18 protein-coding genes are annotated in these 19,438 nt (G+C 60.3%); 10 read left to right on the top strand and 8 right to left on the bottom strand.

Annotated elements, in window-relative coordinates; all coding sequences use genetic code 11:
* The first annotated feature begins 143 nt into the window (after positions 1 to 143).
* Entirely contained in the window at positions 144 to 953 is an 810-nt protein-coding gene (gene tcdA / locus AB4O23_RS26085; RefSeq protein ID WP_065877359.1) for a tRNA cyclic N6-threonylcarbamoyladenosine(37) synthase TcdA, read from the top strand.
* 3 nt (positions 954 to 956) lie between these two features.
* On the opposite strand, the gene AB4O23_RS26080 is transcribed toward tcdA, so the two are convergent.
* The 4 genes from AB4O23_RS26080 to AB4O23_RS26065 all read right to left on the bottom strand — a co-directional run bounded on the left by AB4O23_RS26080 (position 957) and on the right by AB4O23_RS26065 (position 4,016).
* On the bottom strand, positions 957 to 1,370 hold the full coding sequence (locus AB4O23_RS26080; protein ID WP_065877163.1) for a SufE family protein: 414 nt from the start codon (positions 1,368 to 1,370) through the stop codon (positions 957 to 959).
* Positions 1,367 to 2,572 carry an aminotransferase class V-fold PLP-dependent enzyme gene (locus AB4O23_RS26075; protein WP_068937595.1) on the bottom strand — a complete coding sequence of 402 codons (1,206 nt, stop codon included), beginning with the start codon at positions 2,570 to 2,572 and terminating at the stop codon, positions 1,367 to 1,369. Before AB4O23_RS26075 ends, AB4O23_RS26080 begins: the two co-directional genes overlap by 4 nt.
* A gap of 68 nt (positions 2,573 to 2,640) precedes the next feature.
* A complete protein-coding gene (gene dapD, locus AB4O23_RS26070) occupies positions 2,641 to 3,675 on the bottom strand; it encodes a 2,3,4,5-tetrahydropyridine-2,6-dicarboxylate N-succinyltransferase (RefSeq protein ID WP_017529705.1) in 1,035 nt (344 codons plus the stop codon).
* 32 nt (positions 3,676 to 3,707) lie between these two features.
* Entirely contained in the window at positions 3,708 to 4,016 is a 309-nt protein-coding gene (locus tag AB4O23_RS26065) for an arsenate reductase (RefSeq protein WP_231984831.1), read from the bottom strand.
* Between the two features lie 266 nt (positions 4,017 to 4,282).
* Between AB4O23_RS26065 and AB4O23_RS26060 the strand changes: the two genes are divergently transcribed.
* Entirely contained in the window at positions 4,283 to 5,926 is a 1,644-nt protein-coding gene (locus AB4O23_RS26060) for a Na+/H+ antiporter (protein WP_460116597.1), read from the top strand.
* Positions 5,927 to 5,957: 31 nt separating this feature from the next.
* Here AB4O23_RS26060 and AB4O23_RS26055 read toward each other — a convergent pair whose 3' ends face one another.
* The 4 genes from AB4O23_RS26055 to map all read right to left on the bottom strand — a co-directional run bounded on the left by AB4O23_RS26055 (position 5,958) and on the right by map (position 11,559).
* Positions 5,958 to 6,656 (bottom strand): M12 family metallopeptidase, encoded by a 699-nt coding sequence (locus AB4O23_RS26055; RefSeq protein WP_083221620.1) that lies wholly within the window; start codon positions 6,654 to 6,656, stop codon positions 5,958 to 5,960.
* A 113-nt stretch (positions 6,657 to 6,769) separates the two neighbouring features.
* Positions 6,770 to 7,969 (bottom strand): succinyldiaminopimelate transaminase, encoded by a 1,200-nt coding sequence (dapC, locus tag AB4O23_RS26050; RefSeq protein ID WP_017529700.1) that lies wholly within the window; start codon positions 7,967 to 7,969, stop codon positions 6,770 to 6,772.
* A gap of 38 nt (positions 7,970 to 8,007) precedes the next feature.
* The gene (locus tag AB4O23_RS26045) at positions 8,008 to 10,710 is read right to left on the bottom strand and encodes a [protein-PII] uridylyltransferase (protein WP_460150309.1); all 2,703 of its coding nucleotides are present in this window, start codon (positions 10,708 to 10,710) and stop codon (positions 8,008 to 8,010) included.
* A gap of 66 nt (positions 10,711 to 10,776) precedes the next feature.
* Positions 10,777 to 11,559, bottom strand: coding sequence for a type I methionyl aminopeptidase (gene map / locus AB4O23_RS26040; protein ID WP_017529698.1), 783 nt, complete (start codon positions 11,557 to 11,559; stop codon positions 10,777 to 10,779).
* 387 nt (positions 11,560 to 11,946) lie between these two features.
* On the opposite strand from map, the gene rpsB reads away from it, so the two are divergent.
* From rpsB to rseP, 8 genes are all read left to right on the top strand, one after another.
* Entirely contained in the window at positions 11,947 to 12,684 is a 738-nt protein-coding gene (rpsB, locus tag AB4O23_RS26035) for a 30S ribosomal protein S2 (protein WP_003189158.1), read from the top strand.
* 192 nt (positions 12,685 to 12,876) lie between these two features.
* The gene (gene tsf, locus AB4O23_RS26030; RefSeq protein WP_017529697.1) at positions 12,877 to 13,740 is read left to right on the top strand and encodes a translation elongation factor Ts; all 864 of its coding nucleotides are present in this window, start codon (positions 12,877 to 12,879) and stop codon (positions 13,738 to 13,740) included.
* A gap of 210 nt (positions 13,741 to 13,950) precedes the next feature.
* Positions 13,951 to 14,694: a UMP kinase gene (gene pyrH, locus AB4O23_RS26025; protein WP_003172271.1), complete on the top strand. Its 744-nt coding sequence runs from the start codon at positions 13,951 to 13,953 to the stop codon at positions 14,692 to 14,694.
* The gene (gene frr / locus AB4O23_RS26020; protein WP_017529696.1) at positions 14,691 to 15,248 is read left to right on the top strand and encodes a ribosome recycling factor; all 558 of its coding nucleotides are present in this window, start codon (positions 14,691 to 14,693) and stop codon (positions 15,246 to 15,248) included. The genes pyrH and frr overlap by 4 nt, the downstream gene beginning before the upstream one ends.
* A 17-nt stretch (positions 15,249 to 15,265) precedes the next feature.
* Positions 15,266 to 16,021, top strand: a complete 756-nt coding sequence (gene uppS / locus AB4O23_RS26015; RefSeq protein WP_017529695.1) for a polyprenyl diphosphate synthase — start codon at positions 15,266 to 15,268, stop codon at positions 16,019 to 16,021.
* Positions 16,022 to 16,831, top strand: a complete 810-nt coding sequence (locus AB4O23_RS26010) for a phosphatidate cytidylyltransferase (protein ID WP_017529694.1) — start codon at positions 16,022 to 16,024, stop codon at positions 16,829 to 16,831.
* Positions 16,828 to 18,018 carry a 1-deoxy-D-xylulose-5-phosphate reductoisomerase gene (gene ispC / locus AB4O23_RS26005; RefSeq protein WP_065877160.1) on the top strand — a complete coding sequence of 397 codons (1,191 nt, stop codon included), beginning with the start codon at positions 16,828 to 16,830 and terminating at the stop codon, positions 18,016 to 18,018. Before AB4O23_RS26010 ends, ispC begins: the two co-directional genes overlap by 4 nt.
* Positions 18,019 to 18,071: 53 nt before the next feature.
* Positions 18,072 to 19,424 carry a sigma E protease regulator RseP gene (gene rseP, locus AB4O23_RS26000; RefSeq protein ID WP_017529692.1) on the top strand — a complete coding sequence of 451 codons (1,353 nt, stop codon included), beginning with the start codon at positions 18,072 to 18,074 and terminating at the stop codon, positions 19,422 to 19,424.
* The last annotated feature ends 14 nt before the right edge of the window (positions 19,425 to 19,438 follow it).

The raw sequence follows: 19,438 nt of genomic DNA, 5'->3' as shown, positions 1-19,438 counted from the left end.
GGCCTTTCCCCGAGCGTACAGCAGACAGAGAAAAGCCGGACGTTAGTCAGCGAAAGACCATCTAAGTTCTTTACTTGTAGCTTGTCGTTTCGAACTTGTCGCTGCGTAGTCCATAATGCGCGCCGGTTTTTGGGGTAATGGTCATGAGTACAGAAGATCCGCGGTTTGCAGGCGTCGCCCGCTTGTATGGCATTGAAGGCCTGGAGCGCTTGAAAGCGGCCCACGTGGCGATCGTCGGTGTCGGCGGCGTAGGCTCCTGGGCAGCCGAGGCCATGGCCCGTTGCGGGGTGGGTGAAATTTCGCTGTTTGACCTCGATGACGTCTGCGTGAGCAACAGCAACCGCCAGTTGCACGCGCTGGACAGCACCGTGGGCAAGCCCAAGGTCGAGGTGATGGCCGAGCGCCTGCGCGGCATCAACCCGGACTGCACGGTGCATGCGGTGGCGGATTTCGTGACCCGCGACACCATGGCCGAGTACATCACCCCAAACATCGATTGCGTGATCGACTGCATCGACGCCGTTAACGCCAAGGCCGCGCTGATTGCCTGGTGCAAGCGTCGCAAGATCCAGATCATCACCACTGGCGGCGCCGGCGGGCAAATCGACCCGACGCTGATCCAGGTGTGCGACCTGAACCGCACCTTCAACGACCCGCTGGCTTCGAAAGTGCGCTCTACGTTGCGCCGCGACTATGGTTTCTCCCGCACCGTGACCCGCCATTACAGCGTGCCGTGCGTGTTTTCCACCGAGCAACTGCGTTATCCCAAGCCGGACGGCAGCATCTGTTTGCAGAAGAGTTTTGTCGGTGACGGGGTGAAGCTGGACTGCGCCGGTGGGTTTGGCGCGGTGATGATGGTCACGGCGACCTTCGGCATGGTGGCGGCCACCAAGGCGGTGGACAAGATTGTCGCCGGGGTGCGCCGGCCTTCAGAGCGGGTCAAGCCCGCCTGAATGTCAGTGTGGCGAGTGGCTGAGTTCGCGCATGCGCTGCAGGACGGCATTCAAGCCATTGCTGCGCGACGGCGACAGCTGGCGCGAAAGCCCCAGTTGGTTGAACCAGTCAGGCAAATCCACCGCCTGCAACTCAGCCGCCGACAACCCATTAACCCGCGCCAGCAATAACGCCACCAGCCCCCGGATCATTCGCGCATCACTGCTGGCGGCAAACTGCCAATGGCCGTCGTGCAAGCGCCCTACCAACCACACCAGGCTTTCGCAGCCCTGCACCAGGTTGGCATCGACCTTCTCTTCATCGGCCAAGGCGGGCAGACGCTCGCCCCATTGCATCAGCAGGCGCGCACGTTGTTCCCAACTGCCGACTGACTGGAATGCCGCCAGCGCCGCGACTGCGTCGATTGGCACGCTCATCGCAACATATCCAGCGCCTGGTCCAGTGCGTCAAAGAAGCGCTCCAAGTCGTCTGAATCGTTGTACAGCGCCAGGGATACACGGATCGCTCCTGACAAATGCAGCGCTTTGAACAGCGGCATTGCACAGTGATGGCCGGCACGCACGGCGATGCCTTGTTCGGTCAGCAGGTGCGCAAGGTCGGCGTTATGCACGCCTTCTACCACAAAGCTGACCAACGCCACCTGCGGCGCGCCCAGCACGTGCACGCCATTGCGCGCTTTCAAGCCGCGTAAGAGGTAGTCGTGCAGGGCGGCTTCGTGGGCCACGACGGCCTGCTGGTCCAGTGAACTCAGGTAATCGAGGCTCGCGCCCAAGCCGATCACGCTGGCGATCGGCGGCGTGCCGGCTTCGAAGCCCAGCGGCGCGGGGCGAAAGCTCGCGCTGTGGTAGTCGGCCTGTTGCACCATCTCGCCGCCGAATTGCCAGTGACGCAGATGATGCAGGGCTTCGTTGCGGCCATACAGCACGCCGACGCCGTCGGGGCCGTAGAGCTTGTGGCTGGAAAACACATAAAAGTCGCAGCCCAGCGCCTGCACATCGTGGCGGCCATGGACGATACCCTGGGCCCCGTCGATCACGCTCAGGGCGCCGTGGGCCTTGACGCGCGCGAGCAGGGCTTCCAGCGGTTGCCAGGCGCCGAGTACGTTAGAGAGCTGGCTCACCGCCAGCAGGCGCGTACGTGGGCCGATCAGCTCGGCGGCGGCATGCAGGTCGATCACGCCGTCATCGCCCAGTGGCAACACCACCAGCTGCAGCGCGCGGCGTTTGGCCAGTTGCTGCCAGGGCAGCAGGTTGGCGTGGTGTTCCAGGGCGCTGATCACAATCTCATCGCCCGCATTGAATAAGTGCTCAAGGCCGTAAGCCAAGAGGTTCAGCGCAGAGGTCGCGCCGTGAGTAAACACGATTTGCCCGGTGTCGCCTGCATTCAGCCACTGCGCGACCTTGCTGCGACTGTCCTCGAAGGCCTGGGTGGCATGAGCCCCAGGCAAATGCTGGGCACGGTGCACATTGGCTGCGCCATTGGCGTAGTAATGGCTGATGGCATCCAGCAGGGCTTGGGGTTTTTGCGTGGTGGCGGCGTTATCCAGATAGGTCTGGTCTTGCCGTTGCAGGGTGGCGATGGCCGGGAAATCGGCGCGCCAGGGGGAGGGCACAAGCATGGTGGTCAAGACTCGTATAAACGGGCCGCCCCGGAAGGCGCGGCCCGTTAGTGGCATCGAGTGGCTGCTTAGTTGTGAGCGTGCAGCGCTTCGTTCAGTTCGATCGCCGATTTGTGGGTTTTGCACTCCACGGCACCGGTCTCGGAGTTACGGCGGAACAGCAGGTCCGGCTGGCCGGCCAGTTCGCGCGCCTTGACTACCTTGACCAGTTGGTTTTTCTCGTCGAGCAGTGCGACCTTGGTGCCGGCGGTGACGTACAGGCCCGACTCCACGGTGTTGCGGTCGCCCAACGGGATACCGATACCGGCGTTGGCGCCGATCAGGCAGCCTTCGCCAACCTTGATCACGATGTTGCCGCCGCCCGACAGGGTGCCCATGGTGGAGCAACCGCCGCCCAGGTCCGAACCCTTGCCGACGAACACGCCGGCCGACACACGGCCCTCGATCATGCCCGGGCCTTCGGTGCCCGCGTTGAAATTGACGAAGCCTTCGTGCATCACGGTGGTGCCTTCGCCTACATAGGCACCCAGGCGCAGGCGGGCGGCATCAGCGATACGCACACCGGCCGGCACCACGTAGTCGGTCATTTTCGGGAATTTGTCCACCGAGAACACTTCCAGCAGGTCGCCACGCAGGCGCGCTTCGAGCTGGCGCTCGGCCAGTTCCGCGATGTCGATCGCGCCCTGGCTGGTCCAGGCCACGTTCGGCAACTGTGGGAACACACCGGCCAGGTTCAGGCCGTGAGGCTTGACCAGGCGATGGGACAGCAGGTGCAGTTTGAGGTAGGCCTCAGGGGTGGAGGTCAGCGCGGTGTCTTCGGCCAGCAGAGTGGCGACCAGCGGCGTGTGGCTTTCGGCCAGGCGGCTCAGCAGGGCCGCTTGGGCAGCATCGACGCCTTTAAGTGCGTCAGCCAGTTGCAGGGCCTGGGTCACGGTGAAGGTGATGGCCTGGTTGCCTTGGGTGTAACCGAGGATCGGTGCGATAGCCGCCACGATTTCAGCCGATGGGTTGAGCAACGGTTGTGCGTAAAACACTTCCAGCCAAGCACCTTGGCGGTTCTGAGTGCCGACGCCGAAGCCCAGGCTGAACAGGGAATTGGACATGCTGTTACCTCTACAAAAATGGAAGGGCTGGCCTACTTGAGGGCCGCCGAATAACTTTCTGGCTTGAAGCCAATCAGGGTTCTGTCACCGAGATCGAGCACTGGGCGCTTGATCATCGAGGGTTGTGCGAGCATCAATTCAATGGCTTTCGACTGATCGAGATCGGCTTTGCGTTCGTCTTCGAGTTTGCGAAAGGTGGTGCCCGCACGGTTCAACACCACCTGCCAACCGTGCTCGTTGCACCATTGGGTCAAGTGTTCGCGGTCGATACCGGCCGTTTTGTAATCGTGGAATTCATAGCTCACCGCGTGCTCATCGAGCCAGGTGCGCGCCTTTTTCATGGTGTCGCAGGCTTTGATGCCGAAAAGGTGCAAGGTTTTGCTTGAAGCGGTCAAGGAATTGCCCCCTTTTGGACTGATGAAAACGAAAGGTTACGGATTATGCCACGACCAGCGGCTTTGGGTGCCGATCGTCCTGCGCGCTGCGACTTTTGTGCAAAAGCCATCGCGTAGCCTGGGTGGGTACCATAGCCGGGAAATATGGCACTTCAACGGCTACGTGTTGCCTGATGTGTCGTAGTAAGTCGATTGTCCGGGAAATCCGCGTTATGCAAACCGCCTACACCGTTCTTATCCTGCTGATGCTGGTCAGCGTTTCGCGTTTGGTGGGGCGTGTCATCCCGCTGCCGCTACCCCTGGTGCAAATTGCCGCCGGCGCCTTGCTGGCCTGGCCCACGCTGGGGTTGCATGTGGCGCTGGACCCGGAGTTGTTTCTGTTTCTGTTCTTGCCGCCATTGCTGTTCTCCGACGGTTGGCGCATGCCCAAGCGCGAGTTGTGGCGCCTGCGCGGGCCGATCCTGACGTTGGCGGTGGGGCTGGTGCTGTTTACCGTGGTGGGTGCCGGTTACTTCATCCATTGGCTATTGCCTACCATCCCTTTACCGGTCGCCTTCGCCCTGGCGGCGGTTTTATCACCGACAGATGCCGTAGCGGTGTCGGCCATTTCCCAGAACCGTTTGCCCAAGCCGTTGATGCATATGCTTCAGGGCGAGGCGCTGATGAATGACGCGTCGGGCCTGGTGACGTTCAAGTTCGCCCTGGCGGCGGCGTTGACTGGGGTGTTTTCCCTTGCCGACGCCAGCCTGACCTTTGTGTTGGTAGCGGTGGGCGGCCTGGCGGTTGGTGTAGCGCTGAGCTGGCTGGTCGGTCGTTTGCGAGCCTGGATGATCGCCCGTGGTTGGGATGATCCTGCGACCCATGTGGTGTTCATGTTGTTGCTGCCATTTGCCGCGTATGTATTGGCTGAGCGTCTGGGGGCCTCGGGGATTCTGTCGGCGGTGGCGGCGGGCATGATGCAAAGCTGGCTCGACCTGCTGCCACGCCAGACGAGCACGCGCCTGCTCAACCGCAGCGTGTGGGCGTTGTTGGAGTTTGCGTTCAATGGCTTGATCTTCTTGCTGCTGGGCCTGCAATTACCGGACATTATCAAGGCCGTGGTGAGCCATGAGTCGACGCTGTGGCCGGCGCTGCTCTATCGCGGCCTGGAGGTGCTGGGGATCTTCCTGGTGCTGGTGGTATTGCGCTTTATCTGGGTGCAGAGCATCTGGCGGTTGTCGGGGTTATTGCGTCGCCTGCGGGGGAAAAGCGAGCTGACATTGGTGCCCACTGCGCGATCCTGTTGGCTCTTGACGGTCGGCGGTGTGCGCGGTGCCGTGACCTTGGCGGGTGTGATGTCGGTGCCGTTGTTGCTGGCGCCGGGCAAAGACTTTCCCGAGCGCGATTTGCTGATTTTTATTGCCGCCGGCGTGATCCTGTTTTCGTTGGTCGCCGCCTGCATCGCCTTGCCATTGTTACTGCGCGGCATCGAAAAGAGCCCCGACGAGAAGCGGCATAACGAAGTGCGTGAAGCCTGGAAAAAAACCGCCGTGGCCGCGATTCATGCCCTTGAAGCTGAAGAGCCTGGCGAAAGTGAAACCCCGGACGCCGCCCAGGTCGCGCTGGCCGCCGAACTCAAGGCGCGGCTGATGTCGGAATATCGCCATCAGTTGGACGTGTTCAACGACTCGGCCGAAGCCCAGGCGCTGGCGCGTCAGATGGATTTGCTGGAGCGAAAGTTGCGACTCAAGGCCCTGCGCGCGCAACGCTTGGAGCTGTACAGCCTGAGCCGTCATCACCAGATCGGTGATGACGTATTGCGCGAAGTGTTGGCGGATCTGGATATGAGCGAGGCGAATCTGGGCGTGATGAAATAGCGGCCGGCAGGCTCTGCACGCCGTCAGGGGGTCAGCTGTACAGCCTGCGCGCGATGGCTTTGTCGCCGTCAGAAAGCCAGTGTTGGGTATCGACACCTTTGGCGTCGTGGGTTACGTAACCGGGGTACGCGTAGTGCATGACGGATCGACTGTCATAGCGTGTGACCTCCAACCGATCACCCACCGGCAGTTCCAGGATCTGGCTATAGACCAGTTCTCTGGGGAACTGATCACTGGCGTAAGCCTTGTAGATCGCGGGTTTGTTCCAGTTGATCGTGTGCTCGGGGTTCTGGTGTTCGTGCAGCAGCCCCAGGGCATGTCCGAACTCGTGCAAAACAGTTGCGCGAAATGTCTTCGAGTCATCGTTGCGCTCCAAATGCAGCGTGGGCTCGTTCAGGGGGATGTTGCCCGCGTCGGTGCCGATCACGGACCAGTTTCCCTTCAGACTTTCGTCGTCGCAAATGCGGATATCACCCTCTCTGCTTCTGACGATGCGAAATTGCAGGGCCGGAGTGTTGTGGGCCCACTCCTGGATTGCATCTACCGCCAAGGCGGTGCTTTTTTGATCTTTCAAATCCAACGAAACGGTAATAACGCCGGGAGGCCAGAGCTTGCGGTTATCGGCCAGGCCTCTTTTCACTCGCGAGGTGCCGGCAGAAGCTGGCGGTTCGTGGTCGATGGGCGACAGGTTGGAAGGGAGGTTGACCGAGTGTTGGGATGTCAGACGCATGCGTTCTACTCTTGTGGTAATGCGCCGAGTAGTGGCAAGCGCGTGGCAGCTGGTTCCCTGTGTTATCGCGCCGGGCGCCCGCACTGCATTGCACAGTGCGGGTTTTGCAAGGGTTACGACCTGCGCTGAATAAACGCGCGAATCCGTTCAGCCGCTTCGACGCACTCGGCCAGCGGCGCAACCAGTGCCAGGCGCACTCGCCCGGCGCCCGGGTTGAAGCCGTCCACTTCGCGCGACAGATACGAGCCCGGCACCACGGTCACGTGTTCCTCCACGAACAGGTCACGGCAGAAGGCGGCGTCGTCGCCATTCACATTCGGCCACAGGTAAAAACCGCCGTCGGGGTGTTGCACGTCCAGCACCGGCTTGAGGATCGCCAGCACCGCGTCGAATTTCTCGCGGTACAGGTCGCGGTTGGCCAGTACGTGGGCCTCGTCCTGCCAGGCGGCGATGCTGGCCAACTGGGTTTGTACCGGCATCGCGCAGCCATGGTAGGTGCGGTAGAGCAGGAAGGCCTTGAGGATATCGGCATCACCGGCGACAAAACCAGAACGCAGGCCGGGCAGGTTGGAACGCTTGGACAGGCTGTGAAATACCACGCAACGCTTGAAGTCCTGGCGACCCAGTTCAACGCAGGCGCTCAGCAGGCCCGGCGGCGGGGTTTGTTCGTCGAAGTACAGCTCGCTATAGCACTCGTCGGCGGCGATGACGAAGTCGTATTCGTCGGCCAGGGCGATGAGTTTTTTCAGGGTCTCGACCGGGATCAGTGCACCGGTCGGGTTACCGGGGGAGCACAGGAACAGGATCTGGCAGCGTTTCCAGATATCCGCCGACACCGCATCAAAGTCCGGGTTGAAGCCATTTTTGTCCAGGCAAGGCAGGTAGTGTGGCTTGGCCCCGGCCAGGAACGCGGCGCCTTCATAGATTTGGTAGAAGGGGTTCGGGCTGACCACCAATGCATTGTCGCCACGGTTGACCACGGTCTGGGTGAAGGCGAACAGCGCTTCGCGAGTGCCATTGACCGGCAGGATATGGCGCGCCGGGTCCAGCCACCCCTTGGGCACATCGAAGCGGCGTTCGCACCAGGCGCCGATGGCCTCGCGCAAGGCCGGGATGCCCAATGTGGTGGGGTATACCGCCATCTGGTCGAGGTTGTTGCTGAGCGCCTCGGCGACAAAGGTCGGCGACTTGTGCTTGGGCTCGCCGATGGACAGCGCAATCGGGCGCTTGTCCGGGTTCGGTGTGACGCTGCCGAGCAGGGCGCGCAGTTTCTCGAATGGGTAGGGCTGCAGCTGGTTCAGGGCGTTGTTCATGGGAATCTCGTGCAAGGCGTTAAAAACTGGAATGAGGTTTAGATCGTCAGGCGCGTCAGCTCGACACCGGGTTCCTGAGTCACGCTCAACTGCTGCACGATGGCTTCCTGCAATCGTAGGCACAGCTCAGGATCGGACAGCGGCTGGTTGTCGGCGTCGGTAATGAAGAACACGTCTTCCACGCGCTCGCCGAGGGTTGCAATCTTGGCGTTCTGCAGCGACAGGTCGAATTCCAGGAAGATCCCACCGATGCGTGCCAGCAGGCTCGGGCGGTCCGGTGCGCTGAGTTCCAGCACCGTGACCGGGCGTTGCGCATCATTGGAGATGGTCACCTGGGGCGCGAAGGCAAAGTGCTTGAGCTGGCGGGGCACACGACGCTGAATGATGGTGGGGTAGTCGTCCGGGTTGCGCAGGGCTTCGGTGAGGCCTTCGCGAATCTTTTTCACCCGCGCCGGGTTGTCGCCGATGGAGTCGCCGTCGGTGTCGAGCACGATGTAGGTGTCGAGGGTGAACTGGCTGCTGGAGGTGATCACGCGTGCGTCATGGATGTTCAGGTTGAGCTGGTCCATGGCGGCCACGGTTACGGCGAAAAAGTCATGCTGGTCGGGGGCGTAGATGAAGATTTGCGTGCCCCCTTCGAACTCGCGCTGGGTGGTTTCCTTGATCAGCACCAACGGGCCGCCATCGGCCGGCTGCTGCAGGATCGCGTCGGTGTGCCAGGCCACGTCGCCTGCGGTGTGGCGCAGGAAGTAGTCGTCGCCCAGTTGCGACCACAATTGCTCGACATCGTCCGGGTCGTTGCCGCCGCGCACCAGAATATCCAGCGCCGCGCTTTGGGTGCGGCGGATCTGCTCTTCGCGGTCCACCGGGTTTTCCAGGCCACGGCGCAGGGCACGCTTGGTCTCGGTATACAACTGGCGCAACAGGCTGGCGCGCCACGAGTTCCATAGCGTCGGGTTGGTGGCGTTGATATCGGAGACCGTCAGCACGTACAGATAGTCGAGGCGGGTTTCATTGCCGACGATCTGCGCAAAGTCGTGGATCACCTGCGGGTCTGACAAGTCCTTGCGCTGGGCGGTGGTCGACATCACCAAGTGGTTCTGCACCAGCCAGACGATCAGGCGGCTGTCCCATTGCGGCAGCTGATGACGCTGGCAGAACGCCTCGGCGTCGACCGCGCCGACTTCCGAGTGGTCGCCATGCCGGCCCTTGCCGATGTCGTGATACAGGCCGGCCAGGTAGATCAGTTCCGGCTTGGGCAGCTTGGCCATCAACTTACTGGCCAGCGGGAATTTCTCTGATACCTGGGTGTATTGCAGCTTACGCAGGTGCTTGATCAGGTTCAGGGTGTGGGCGTCTACCGTATAGATGTGGAACAGGTCGTGCTGCATTTGCCCGACGATAAAGCCGAATTCCGGCAGGTAGCGCCCAAGGATGCCGTAGCGGTTCATGCGGCGCAGGTTGCGGTGGATGCCGATCTTGCACTTGAACAGCTCGATGAAGAGGCTGGTGTTACGGATGTCGTTGCGAAAGTCGTCGTCGATCAGGTGCCGGTTTTCCCGCAGCAGGCGGATGGTGTCGGCGCGTACGCCTTTGATTTCCGGCTGCTGGGCCATCAGCACGAAGATTTCCAGCATGGCGAACGGGGTACGCCGGAACACGCTGTCGTTGCGCGCCTCGATATAACCGTCATGCAACTGGAAGCGCGCATTGATCGGCTGCGGCGGCGCTTCGTCTTCGGGGGCCAGGATCACTTCTTCGAAGTGCTGGATGATCAGGTCGCTGAGCTGGGCAATGCTCATGACCACCCGGTAGTACTGCTGCATGAAGCTTTCGATGCTGGTCTTGGCGTCCTCGCCTTCGAAACCCAGCAGGGTGGCGATGGAGCGCTGGTGGTCGAACAGCAGGCGGTCTTCCGAGCGCCCGGCGAGCATGTGCAGGGCGTAGCGCACCTTCCACAAAAACTCCTGGGACGAAGCCAGCAGGGCGTTTTCGCTCTCCACCAAAAAGCCTTCGCCGGCCAGGGCGCGCAGGTTCAGGGTGCCGTACTGGCGACGGGCGACCCACAAAATCGTCTGGATGTCGCGCAGCCCGCCCGGCGAGCCTTTGACGTTGGGCTCCAGGTTGTATTCGGTGTCGTTGTATTTGTGATGCCGGGCCTTCTGCTCGGCACGCTTGGCCAGGAAGAACTCCTTGCTCGGCCACATATGCGCGGTGCTGGTGACTTCGAGCATGCGCTGGCGCAGGCGCTCGGGGCCGCAGATGGTGCGGCTTTCCATCAGGTTGGTGACGACCGTCAAGTCGGCACGGGCTTCTTCGGCGCATTCGTCGACCGAACGAACGCTCTGGCCGACTTCCAGGCCGATGTCCCACAACAGTGTAAGAAACCGCTCAATGGAATCGCGAAAGATCTCATGGTCGGCGCTGTCCAGCAGGATCAGTAGGTCAATATCGGAGTAGGGATGCAGCTCGCCCCGACCGTAGCCACCGACCGCTACCAGCGCGATATCGGCATCTTCGCTCCAACTGAACTGTTCCCAGGCCTTTTGCAGGATGTTGTCGACAAACCAGGCGCGGTCTTCGATCAGCCGGCGGATGTCCCGGCCGCTGCGAAAGCGCTCATCGAGCACCTCGCGAGCCTGGCGGATCGCCTTCTTGAATGCGGCAATGGGGCTCGCCTTCAGGGCCAGCTCGGCCTGGAACTGGCCACGGTCGAAGAGTTCGGGATCCACCTGGGGCATCGATCGGCTTTCCTTTCTATCTGTCAGTCAGTCACAACACGCTGTGGGGGAAAACCTGGGCAACCTTCAGGCTGAAACGCGTGGGATCGTGTCGTCGGCGCGCAGGGTGAAGATCTCGTAACCGGTCTCGGTGACCAGCAAGGTGTGTTCCCACTGGGCGGATAGCTTGCGGTCCTTGGTGATGGCGGTCCAGCCGTCGCCCAGTACCTTGGTGTCGGCCTTGCCCTGGTTGATCATCGGCTCGATGGTGAAAGTCATGCCCGCCTTGAGTTCCATGCCGGTGCCGGCACGGCCGTAATGCAGGATCTGCGGCTCTTCGTGAAAGACTGTGCCGATACCGTGGCCGCAGAACTCGCGTACCACCGAGAAACCGTTCTTTTCGGCGTGCTTCTGGATGACTTCACCGATATCGCCCAGGCGGCAGCCAGGCTTGACGATTTCAATGGCTTTGTACATGCATTCCTGAGTCACCTGGGACAGGCGCTCGGCCCAGACCGGCACGGTGCCGACGTGGAACATGCGGCTGGTGTCGCCGAAGTAGCGGTCCTTGATCACGGTGACGTCGATGTTCAGCGTGTCGCCATCCTTCAATGGCTTGTCGCCCGGAATGCCGTGGCAGACCACGTGGTTGACCGAGGTGCAGATCGACTTGGGGAAGCCTTTATAGTTGAGCGGGGCAGGGATGGCCTTTTGCACATTGACTATATAGTCGTGGCAGATCTGGTTCAGCTCTTCGGTGGTGACGCCGGGCTTGACGTGCTCGGCAATCATTTCCAGCACGTCGGCAGCCAGCTTGCCGGCAATGCGCATGCCGGCGATGTCTTCGGCGGTTTTCAAACTAACGGTCATACAGGCTCTCTCTAGCGCGACGCGCTGAAATCAATACGGTTTACGGGCGTGCGACAAAAGGTTACAGAATTCGCACAAGCCACAAAAAACGCGATTCTACCAGACGCGGGTGGTAAACCATGAGCCCCTGACGATCGCTTCTCTCTATAGGGTGGGGTTAAATCCGCTCTATTCAACGGGTTGCCTATACGCCGCTCACGTCAGGTGTGATTGCGGGTTTCGTTTTCGCCCTTCGTGTGGTATAAAATGCGCCGCTTTCCGGGGATGCCCCGAAAGGCTTAAATCCACACACGTGTCGACACGATGACCTGGGTGCCGGAGGCCTTGATGCCGCTGGTTGGTCATTGGGATACGTGGAGGCCAAACCCGACTTATTAAGGAACTATCATGTCCCAAGTCAACATGCGCGATATGCTGAAGGCCGGTGTGCACTTCGGTCACCAGACCCGTTACTGGAACCCGAAAATGGGTAAGTACATTTTCGGCGCGCGTAACAAGATCCACATCATCAACCTTGAAAAAACCCTGCCAATGTTCAACGAAGCTCTGACTTTCGTAGAGCGCCTGGCCCAGGGCAAAAACAAGATTCTGTTCGTCGGCACCAAGCGTTCCGCTGGCAAGATCGTTGCTGAAGAAGCAGCACGTTGCGGTTCGCCGTACGTCGATCACCGCTGGTTGGGCGGCATGCTGACCAACTTCAAAACCATCCGTGCTTCCATCAAGCGTCTGCGTGACCTTGAAGTGCAAGCCGAAGACGGTACTTTCGCCAAGCTGACCAAGAAAGAAGCGCTGATGCGCTCCCGTGACCTGGAAAAGCTCGATCGTTCGCTGGGTGGCATCAAGGACATGGGCGGTCTGCCTGACGCACTGTTCGTTATCGACGTTGATCACGAGCGCATCGCGATCACTGAAGCCAACAAGCTGGGCATCCCTGTTATCGGCGTTGTCGATACCAACAGCAGCCCGGAAGGCGTTGACTACATCATCCCAGGCAACGATGACGCAATCCGCGCTATCCAGCTGTACATGGGTTCGATGGCTGACGCTGTAATCCGTGGTCGCAACCACGTTGCTGGTGGTACCGAGCAGTTCGTTGAAGAAGCTCCGGTAGCCGCAGCTGAGTAAGTGACGCCCTGGCGTTGACTCAGTAAGCAAAAAGGGGGCTTGGCCCCCTTTTTGCCACCTCGAAAACCATTTGTCGGCAGCGCAGCTACAACATCTGTAACGTGCAGCGGCTAACAAGGGTGGTTCGGGAAGAATTGATCCCCCGTTCGATCGGGTGGAATGGTTGAAAACCTATCCAAGAGGAATTTGAAAATGGCAGCAATTACTGCAGCGTTGGTTAAAGAACTGCGTGAGCGTACCGGCGAAGGCATGATGGATTGCAAGAAGGCCCTGGAAAAGGCTGACGGCGACATCGAAAAAGCCATTGATGACATGCGTGCTTCCGGCGCCATCAAGGCTGCCAAGAAAGCAGGCAACGTGGCTGCTGAAGGCGCTATCGCTCTGAAAGAAGACGGCAAGTCTGCTGTTCTGCTGGAAGTGAACTCCCAGACCGACTTCCTGGCTCTGCAGGACGACTTCAAGGCATTTGTTGCTGCCAGCGTTGAAAAAGCGTTCGCCGACAAACTGACTGACGCCGCTCCGCTGATCGCCGCTCAAGAAGCTGATCGCCTGGTACTGGTCGGCAAGGTTGGCGAAAACGTCAACATCCGTCGCCTGGTGCGCGTTGAAGGTGATGTGGTTGGTGGTTACCTGCACGGCAACAAGATCGGTGTTGCGGTTGTGCTCAAAGGCGGTAACGTTGAACTGGCCAAAGACATCGCTATGCACGTAGCGGCCAGCAACCCTGAGTTCCTGCTGCCTTCGGAAGTTTCTGCCGAAGCCATCGAGCGTGAAAAAGCTGTGTTCCTGCAGCTGAACGAAGAAAAAATCAAAGGCAAGCCAGAAAACATTGTTGAGAACATGGTCAAAGGCCGTATCAGCAAGTTCCTGGCCGAAGCAAGCCTGGTTGAGCAGGCGTTCGTCAAGAACCCTGAAATCAAGGTTGGCGAGCTGGCTAAGAAAGCCGGTGCTGAAATCGTTTCCTTCACTTACTTCAAAGTAGGCGAAGGCATCGAGAAGCCGGTCGACAACTTCGCTGAAGAAGTTGCTGCCCAGCTGGCTGCCGCTAAGCAATAAGACAGTTTTCAACTGTCGCCCGAAAGAGGCTGCCCGCTCACGCGCGCAGCCTCTTTTCAAATGGGCAGGCCAATTTTATTTGGCTTCCCCTCGGAACTGGCTTACAAAGCCGTGTTCCGATGGCGCTGTGATAGCGTCCAGCTAGAGTGAATGCAAGCCGTAAACGGCTCGCCAAGAATTTTTTAAAATACGCCGCAGGAGAGATTCGCAATGGCTCAGCAGGGCAGTGGTTATCAGGCTCGCTATAAACGCATTCTACTCAAGCTCAGCGGCGAGGCCCTGATGGGCTCGGAAGAGTTCGGGATTGATCCCAAGGTGCTCGACCGTATGGCGCTGGAAGTCGGCCAACTGGTCGGTATCGGCGTACAAGTCGGCCTGGTGATTGGCGGCGGCAACCTGTTCCGCGGCGCGGCACTGAGTGCGGCCGGCATGGATCGGGTTACTGGCGACCACATGGGCATGCTGGCCACTGTGATGAACGCCCTGGCAATGCGCGACGCCCTGGAGCGTGCCAATATCTCGGCAATCGTGATGTCGGCTATTTCCATGGTCGGCGTGACCGATCACTATGATCGCCGCAAAGCCATGCGCCACCTGAACGCCAAGGAAGTGGTGATCTTCGCCGCTGGCACGGGTAACCCGTTCTTCACCACCGACTCGGCAGCGTGCCTGCGCGCCATCGAGATCGATGCTGACGTGGTGCTCAAGGCTACCAAGGTGGATGGCGTGTACACCGCAGACCCATTCAAAGACCCGCATGCCGAGAAGTTCGATCATCTGACCTACGATGAAGTGCTGGATCGCAAGCTGGGTGTGATGGACCTGACGGCTATTTGCCTGTGCCGCGACCACAAGATGCCGCTGCGCGTATTTAACATGAACAAGCCCGGCGCCCTGCTGAATATCGTACACGGCGGCGCGGAAGGGACTCTGATCGAGGAAGGCCAACAATGATCAACGAAATCAAGAAAGACGCCCAAGCGCGTATGCAAAAATCCCTGGAGTCTCTGAGCCACGCATTCGGCCAGATTCGTACCGGCAAGGCGCACCCAAGCATCCTGGGCAGCGTGATGGTGCCGTACTACGGCACTGACACTCCGCTGAGCGGCGTGGCCAACGTGACCGTTAAGGATTCGCGCACCCTGCAGGTCGTAGCGTTTGAGCGCAACATGCTCGCCGCTGTCGACAAGGCCATCCAGAGCGCCGGCCTGAACCTCAACCCGACCAACCTGGGTGAGTTGCTGCTGATCTCCATGCCTGCCCTGACTGAGGAAACCCGCAAGGGCTTCACCAAGCAGGCGCGCAGCGCGGCTGAAGATGCACGCGTTGCTGTGCGTAACATCCGTCGCGATGCCTTGGGTGACCTGAAAAAACTGGTCAAGGACAAGGAAATCAGCGAAGACGAAGAGCGTCGTGCCGTTGCCGATATCGACAAGCTGACCAAAGATGCCGAGGCCCAGATCACCAAGGCCACGGAAGAAAAAGAAAAGGACCTGATGGCCGTATAAGGGGTCAGGACACCTTCATGGAAAAGACCAAGCAGACTGTACCCTCAGTGGTGCCGCGCCATGTCGCGATCATCATGGATGGGAATAATCGCTGGGCGAAAAAACGCTTTATGCCAGGTGTCGCCGGGCATAAAGCGGGTGTCGATGCGGTGCGGGCGGTGATCGAGGTGTGCGCTGAGGCGAAGGTCGAGGTATTGACCCTGTTCGCCTTCTCCAGTGAAAACTGGCAGCGCCCGGTCGACGAAGTCACGGCTTTGATGGACTTGTTCTTCAAAGCGTTGCGTCGCGAGGCCAAGCGCCTCAACGATAACAACATCAGCCTGCGCATCATCGGTGACCGCTCGCGGTTCCACCCTGAATTGCAGGCGGCTATGCGTGAAGCCGAGGCCATTACGGCGGGTGCGGACCGTTTTGTGCTGCAGATTGCAGCCAACTACGGTGGCCAGTGGGATATCGCCCAGGCCGCGCAACGGCTGGCCCGTGAAGTGCAGGCCGGTCATCTGCGGCCCGAGGACATCACGCCTGAACTGTTGCAAACCTGTCTGGTAACCGGCGACCTGCCGTTGCCGGACTTGTGCATCCGTACCGGTGGCGAGCATCGCATCAGCAATTTCCTTTTGTGGCAGCTGGCTTACACCGAGCTGTACTTCTCCGACCTGTTCTGGCCGGACTTCAAACACGATGCCATGCGCACTGCGCTGGCAGATTTCGCTTCCCGTCAGCGGCGTTTCGGTAAAACGAGCGAGCAGATCGAAGCTGGAGCCCGGGTTTAAATGCTAAAACAACGAATCATCACAGCACTGATCCTGTTGCCGATCGCCTTGTGTGGGTTTTTCCTGCTCGATGGTTCCGGTTTCGCCCTGTTTATCGGTCTGGTCGTCACCCTGGGTGCCTGGGAGTGGGCGCGCCTGGCAGGTTTCAGCGCGCAGCTGCCACGCGTGGCCTACGCCGCTGCCGTGGCAGTGTTGCTGTTCCTGATGCATACCCTGTCGAGCATCGTCGTGCCCTGGGTGTTGGGCGCTGCGGTGTTGTGGTGGGCGCTTGCGACCTACCTGGTGTTGACGTACCCGCGTACCAGCGCGCAGTGGTCCAGCGTGGCCAGCAAGTTGGTGATCGGTTTGTTGATTCTGTTGCCTGCCTGGCAAGGGCTGGTGGAAATCAAGAATTCGCCGATGGGCAACTGGCTGATCATGGCGGTGATGGTGCTGGTGTGGGGGGCCGATATCGGTGCCTACTTTTCGGGGCGAGCATTCGGCAAGCGCAAGCTGGCGCCCGCAGTCAGTCCCGGTAAAAGCTGGGAAGGCGTATACGGCGGTCTCGCGCTGACCTTGCTGATCACCGTGGTGGTGGGTGTGGTGCGCGATTGGCCGGTGAAGGAAATCTTCCTGGCCCTGGTGGGCACGGCCATTGTCGTCTTCATCTCGGTCGTGGGCGACCTCACCGAAAGCATGTTCAAGCGCCAGGCCGGGATCAAGGACAGCAGTAACCTTCTGCCGGGTCATGGTGGCGTGCTGGACCGTATCGACAGCCTCACCGCGGCCATTCCGATCTTTGCCGTACTGTTGTGGATGACCGCTTCGTGAGCCGCCTGCAACAAGTAACCGTGCTGGGTGCCACCGGTTCGGTGGGCCTGAGCACCCTGGATGTGATCGCTCGTCACCCGCAGCGCTATCAAGTCTTTGCTCTCACCGGGTTTACTCGCCTGGCCCAGTTGCTGGCCCTGTGCGTACGCCATGCGCCGCGCTTTGCCGTGGTGCCTGAGGCGGGCGACGCGCAAGGTCTGCAGGAGGATCTGCGGGCTGCCGGGTTGGCTACGCGTGTGCTGGTGGGGGAGGAGGGCTTGTGCCAGGTCTCGGCCGACGCCGAGGTGGACACCGTGGTGGCTGCTATCGTCGGTGCCGCGGGCCTGCGCCCGACCTTGGCGGCCGTCGACGCCGGTAAGAAAATCCTGCTGGCCAATAAAGAAGCACTGGTGATGTCTGGCGCGCTTTTTATGCAGGCCGTGCGTAAAAGCGGTGCCGTGTTGCTGCCGCTGGATAGCGAGCATAACGCCATCTTCCAGTGCATGCCTGGTGACTATGCCCGTGGCTTGAGTCAGGTAGGCGTGCGCCGCATCCTGTTGACCGCTTCCGGTGGCCCGTTCCGGCAAACTCCGTTGAGCGAGCTGGAGCATGTGTCGCCAGATCAGGCGTGTGCGCATCCCAACTGGTCCATGGGGCGCAAAATCTCCGTGGATTCGGCAAGCATGATGAACAAGGGCCTTGAGTTGATCGAGGCGTGCTGGCTGTTCGATGCGCGGCCTGATCAGGTCGAGGTGGTGATCCACCCGCAAAGCGTGATTCATTCCTTGGTTGACTACGTGGACGGCTCGGTATTGGCGCAGTTGGGAAACCCCGATATGCGCACGCCGATTGCCAACGCCCTGGCCTGGCCGGAGCGAATTGATTCCGGTGTGGCTGCCTTGGACCTGTTTGCAATTGCCCGCCTGGACTTCGAGGCGCCGGACGAGCAGCGCTTTCCTTGCCTGCGCCTGGCGCGGCAGGCGGCGGAGGCGGGTAATAGCGCGCCGGCGATGCTCAATGCGGCAAATGAAGTGGCGGTGGCGGCATTTCTCGAACGGCGCATCCGCTTTCCACAGATCGCGAGTATCATCGAGGACGTCCTGAGCCTTGAGCCAGTTGTGGCGGTGGATGATCTGGATGCGGTATTCGAGGCGGATGCCAAGGCCCGGGCGCTTGCCGAACACTGGTTGAGCCGCAACGCGCGTTAGCCTGTGGGGGCGTTTGCGCCTCCAGGCACTGGATTGGAATGCGGAGAAATTAGATGAGTGCGCTTTACATGATTGTCGGCACCCTGGTTGCTCTGGGTGTACTGGTTACCTTTCACGAATTCGGTCACTTCTGGGTGGCGCGTCGTTGCGGCGTCAAGGTATTGCGCTTTTCCGTTGGTTTCGGCATGCCGCTGGTTCGCTGGCATGATCGTCGTGGCACCGAGTTTGTAATCGCGGCCATCCCGCTGGGTGGTTACGTCAAGATGCTCGACGAGCGCGAAGGGGAGGTGCCGGCTGATCAGTTGGACCAATCCTTCAATCGCAAGACCGTTCGTCAGCGTATTGCCATCGTCGCCGCCGGCCCGATCGCCAACTTCCTGTTGGCGATGCTGTTTTTCTGGGTCCTGGCCATGCTGGGGAGCCAGCAGGTACGTCCGGTTATCGGCGCGGTTGAGGCGGACAGTATTGCGGCCAAGGCCGGTCTGGTAGCGGGGCAGGAAATTGTTTCCATTGATGGCGAGCCGACCACGGGGTGGGGCGCCGTCAATTTGCAGTTGGTGCGTCGCCTGGGTGAAAGCGGCACCGTCAATGTCGTGGTGCGTGAGCAGGATTCCACTGCTGAAACCCCGCGTGCACTGGCCTTGGACCATTGGCTCAAAGGGGCCGATGAGCCTGATCCGATCAAGTCCCTGGGTATTCGTCCGTGGCGACCTGCACTGCCGCCGGTGCTCGCCGAGCTGGATCCGAAAGGTCCGGCCCAGGCCGCAGGTCTGAAAACCGGTGACCGTTTGTTGGCGCTCGATGGCCAGGCGCTGGGCGATTGGCAGCAAGTGGTCGACCTGGTGCGTGTCCGTCCTGATACCAAGATTTTGCTGAAAGTTGAGCGCGATGGTGCTCAGATTGACGTGCCGGTGACTCTGGCGGTTCGCGGGGAAGCCAAGGCGGCCGGGGGTTACCTGGGGGCTGGAGTCAAAGGTGTCGAGTGGCCGCCATCCATGGTGCGTGAGGTGAGTTTCGGGCCGTTGGCGGCAATTGGCGAAGGCGCGAAACGCACCTGGACCATGAGTGTGCTGACCCTCGAATCCCTCAAGAAAATGTTGTTCGGTGAGCTCTCGGTAAAAAACTTGAGTGGACCGATAACCATTGCTAAAGTGGCGGGCGCTTCTGCCCAGTCGGGTGTCGCGGATTTCCTGAATTTCCTGGCTTATCTGAGTATCAGCCTGGGGGTTCTGAATTTGCTGCCCATTCCCGTATTGGATGGGGGGCATCTGTTGTTTTATCTGGTCGAGTGGGTGCGTGGTCGCCCCTTGTCGGATCGGGTGCAGGGTTGGGGGATACAGATCGGTATCAGTTTGGTGGTCGGGGTGATGTTATTAGCCTTGGTCAACGATCTGGGTCGACTGTAACGCTTCGCTGAATT

The organism is Pseudomonas sp. H2_A10, from assembly GCF_054680085.1.
Note: the sequence above shows the minus strand (reverse complement) of the source record. Positions and strands in the feature narration are given on the sequence as shown.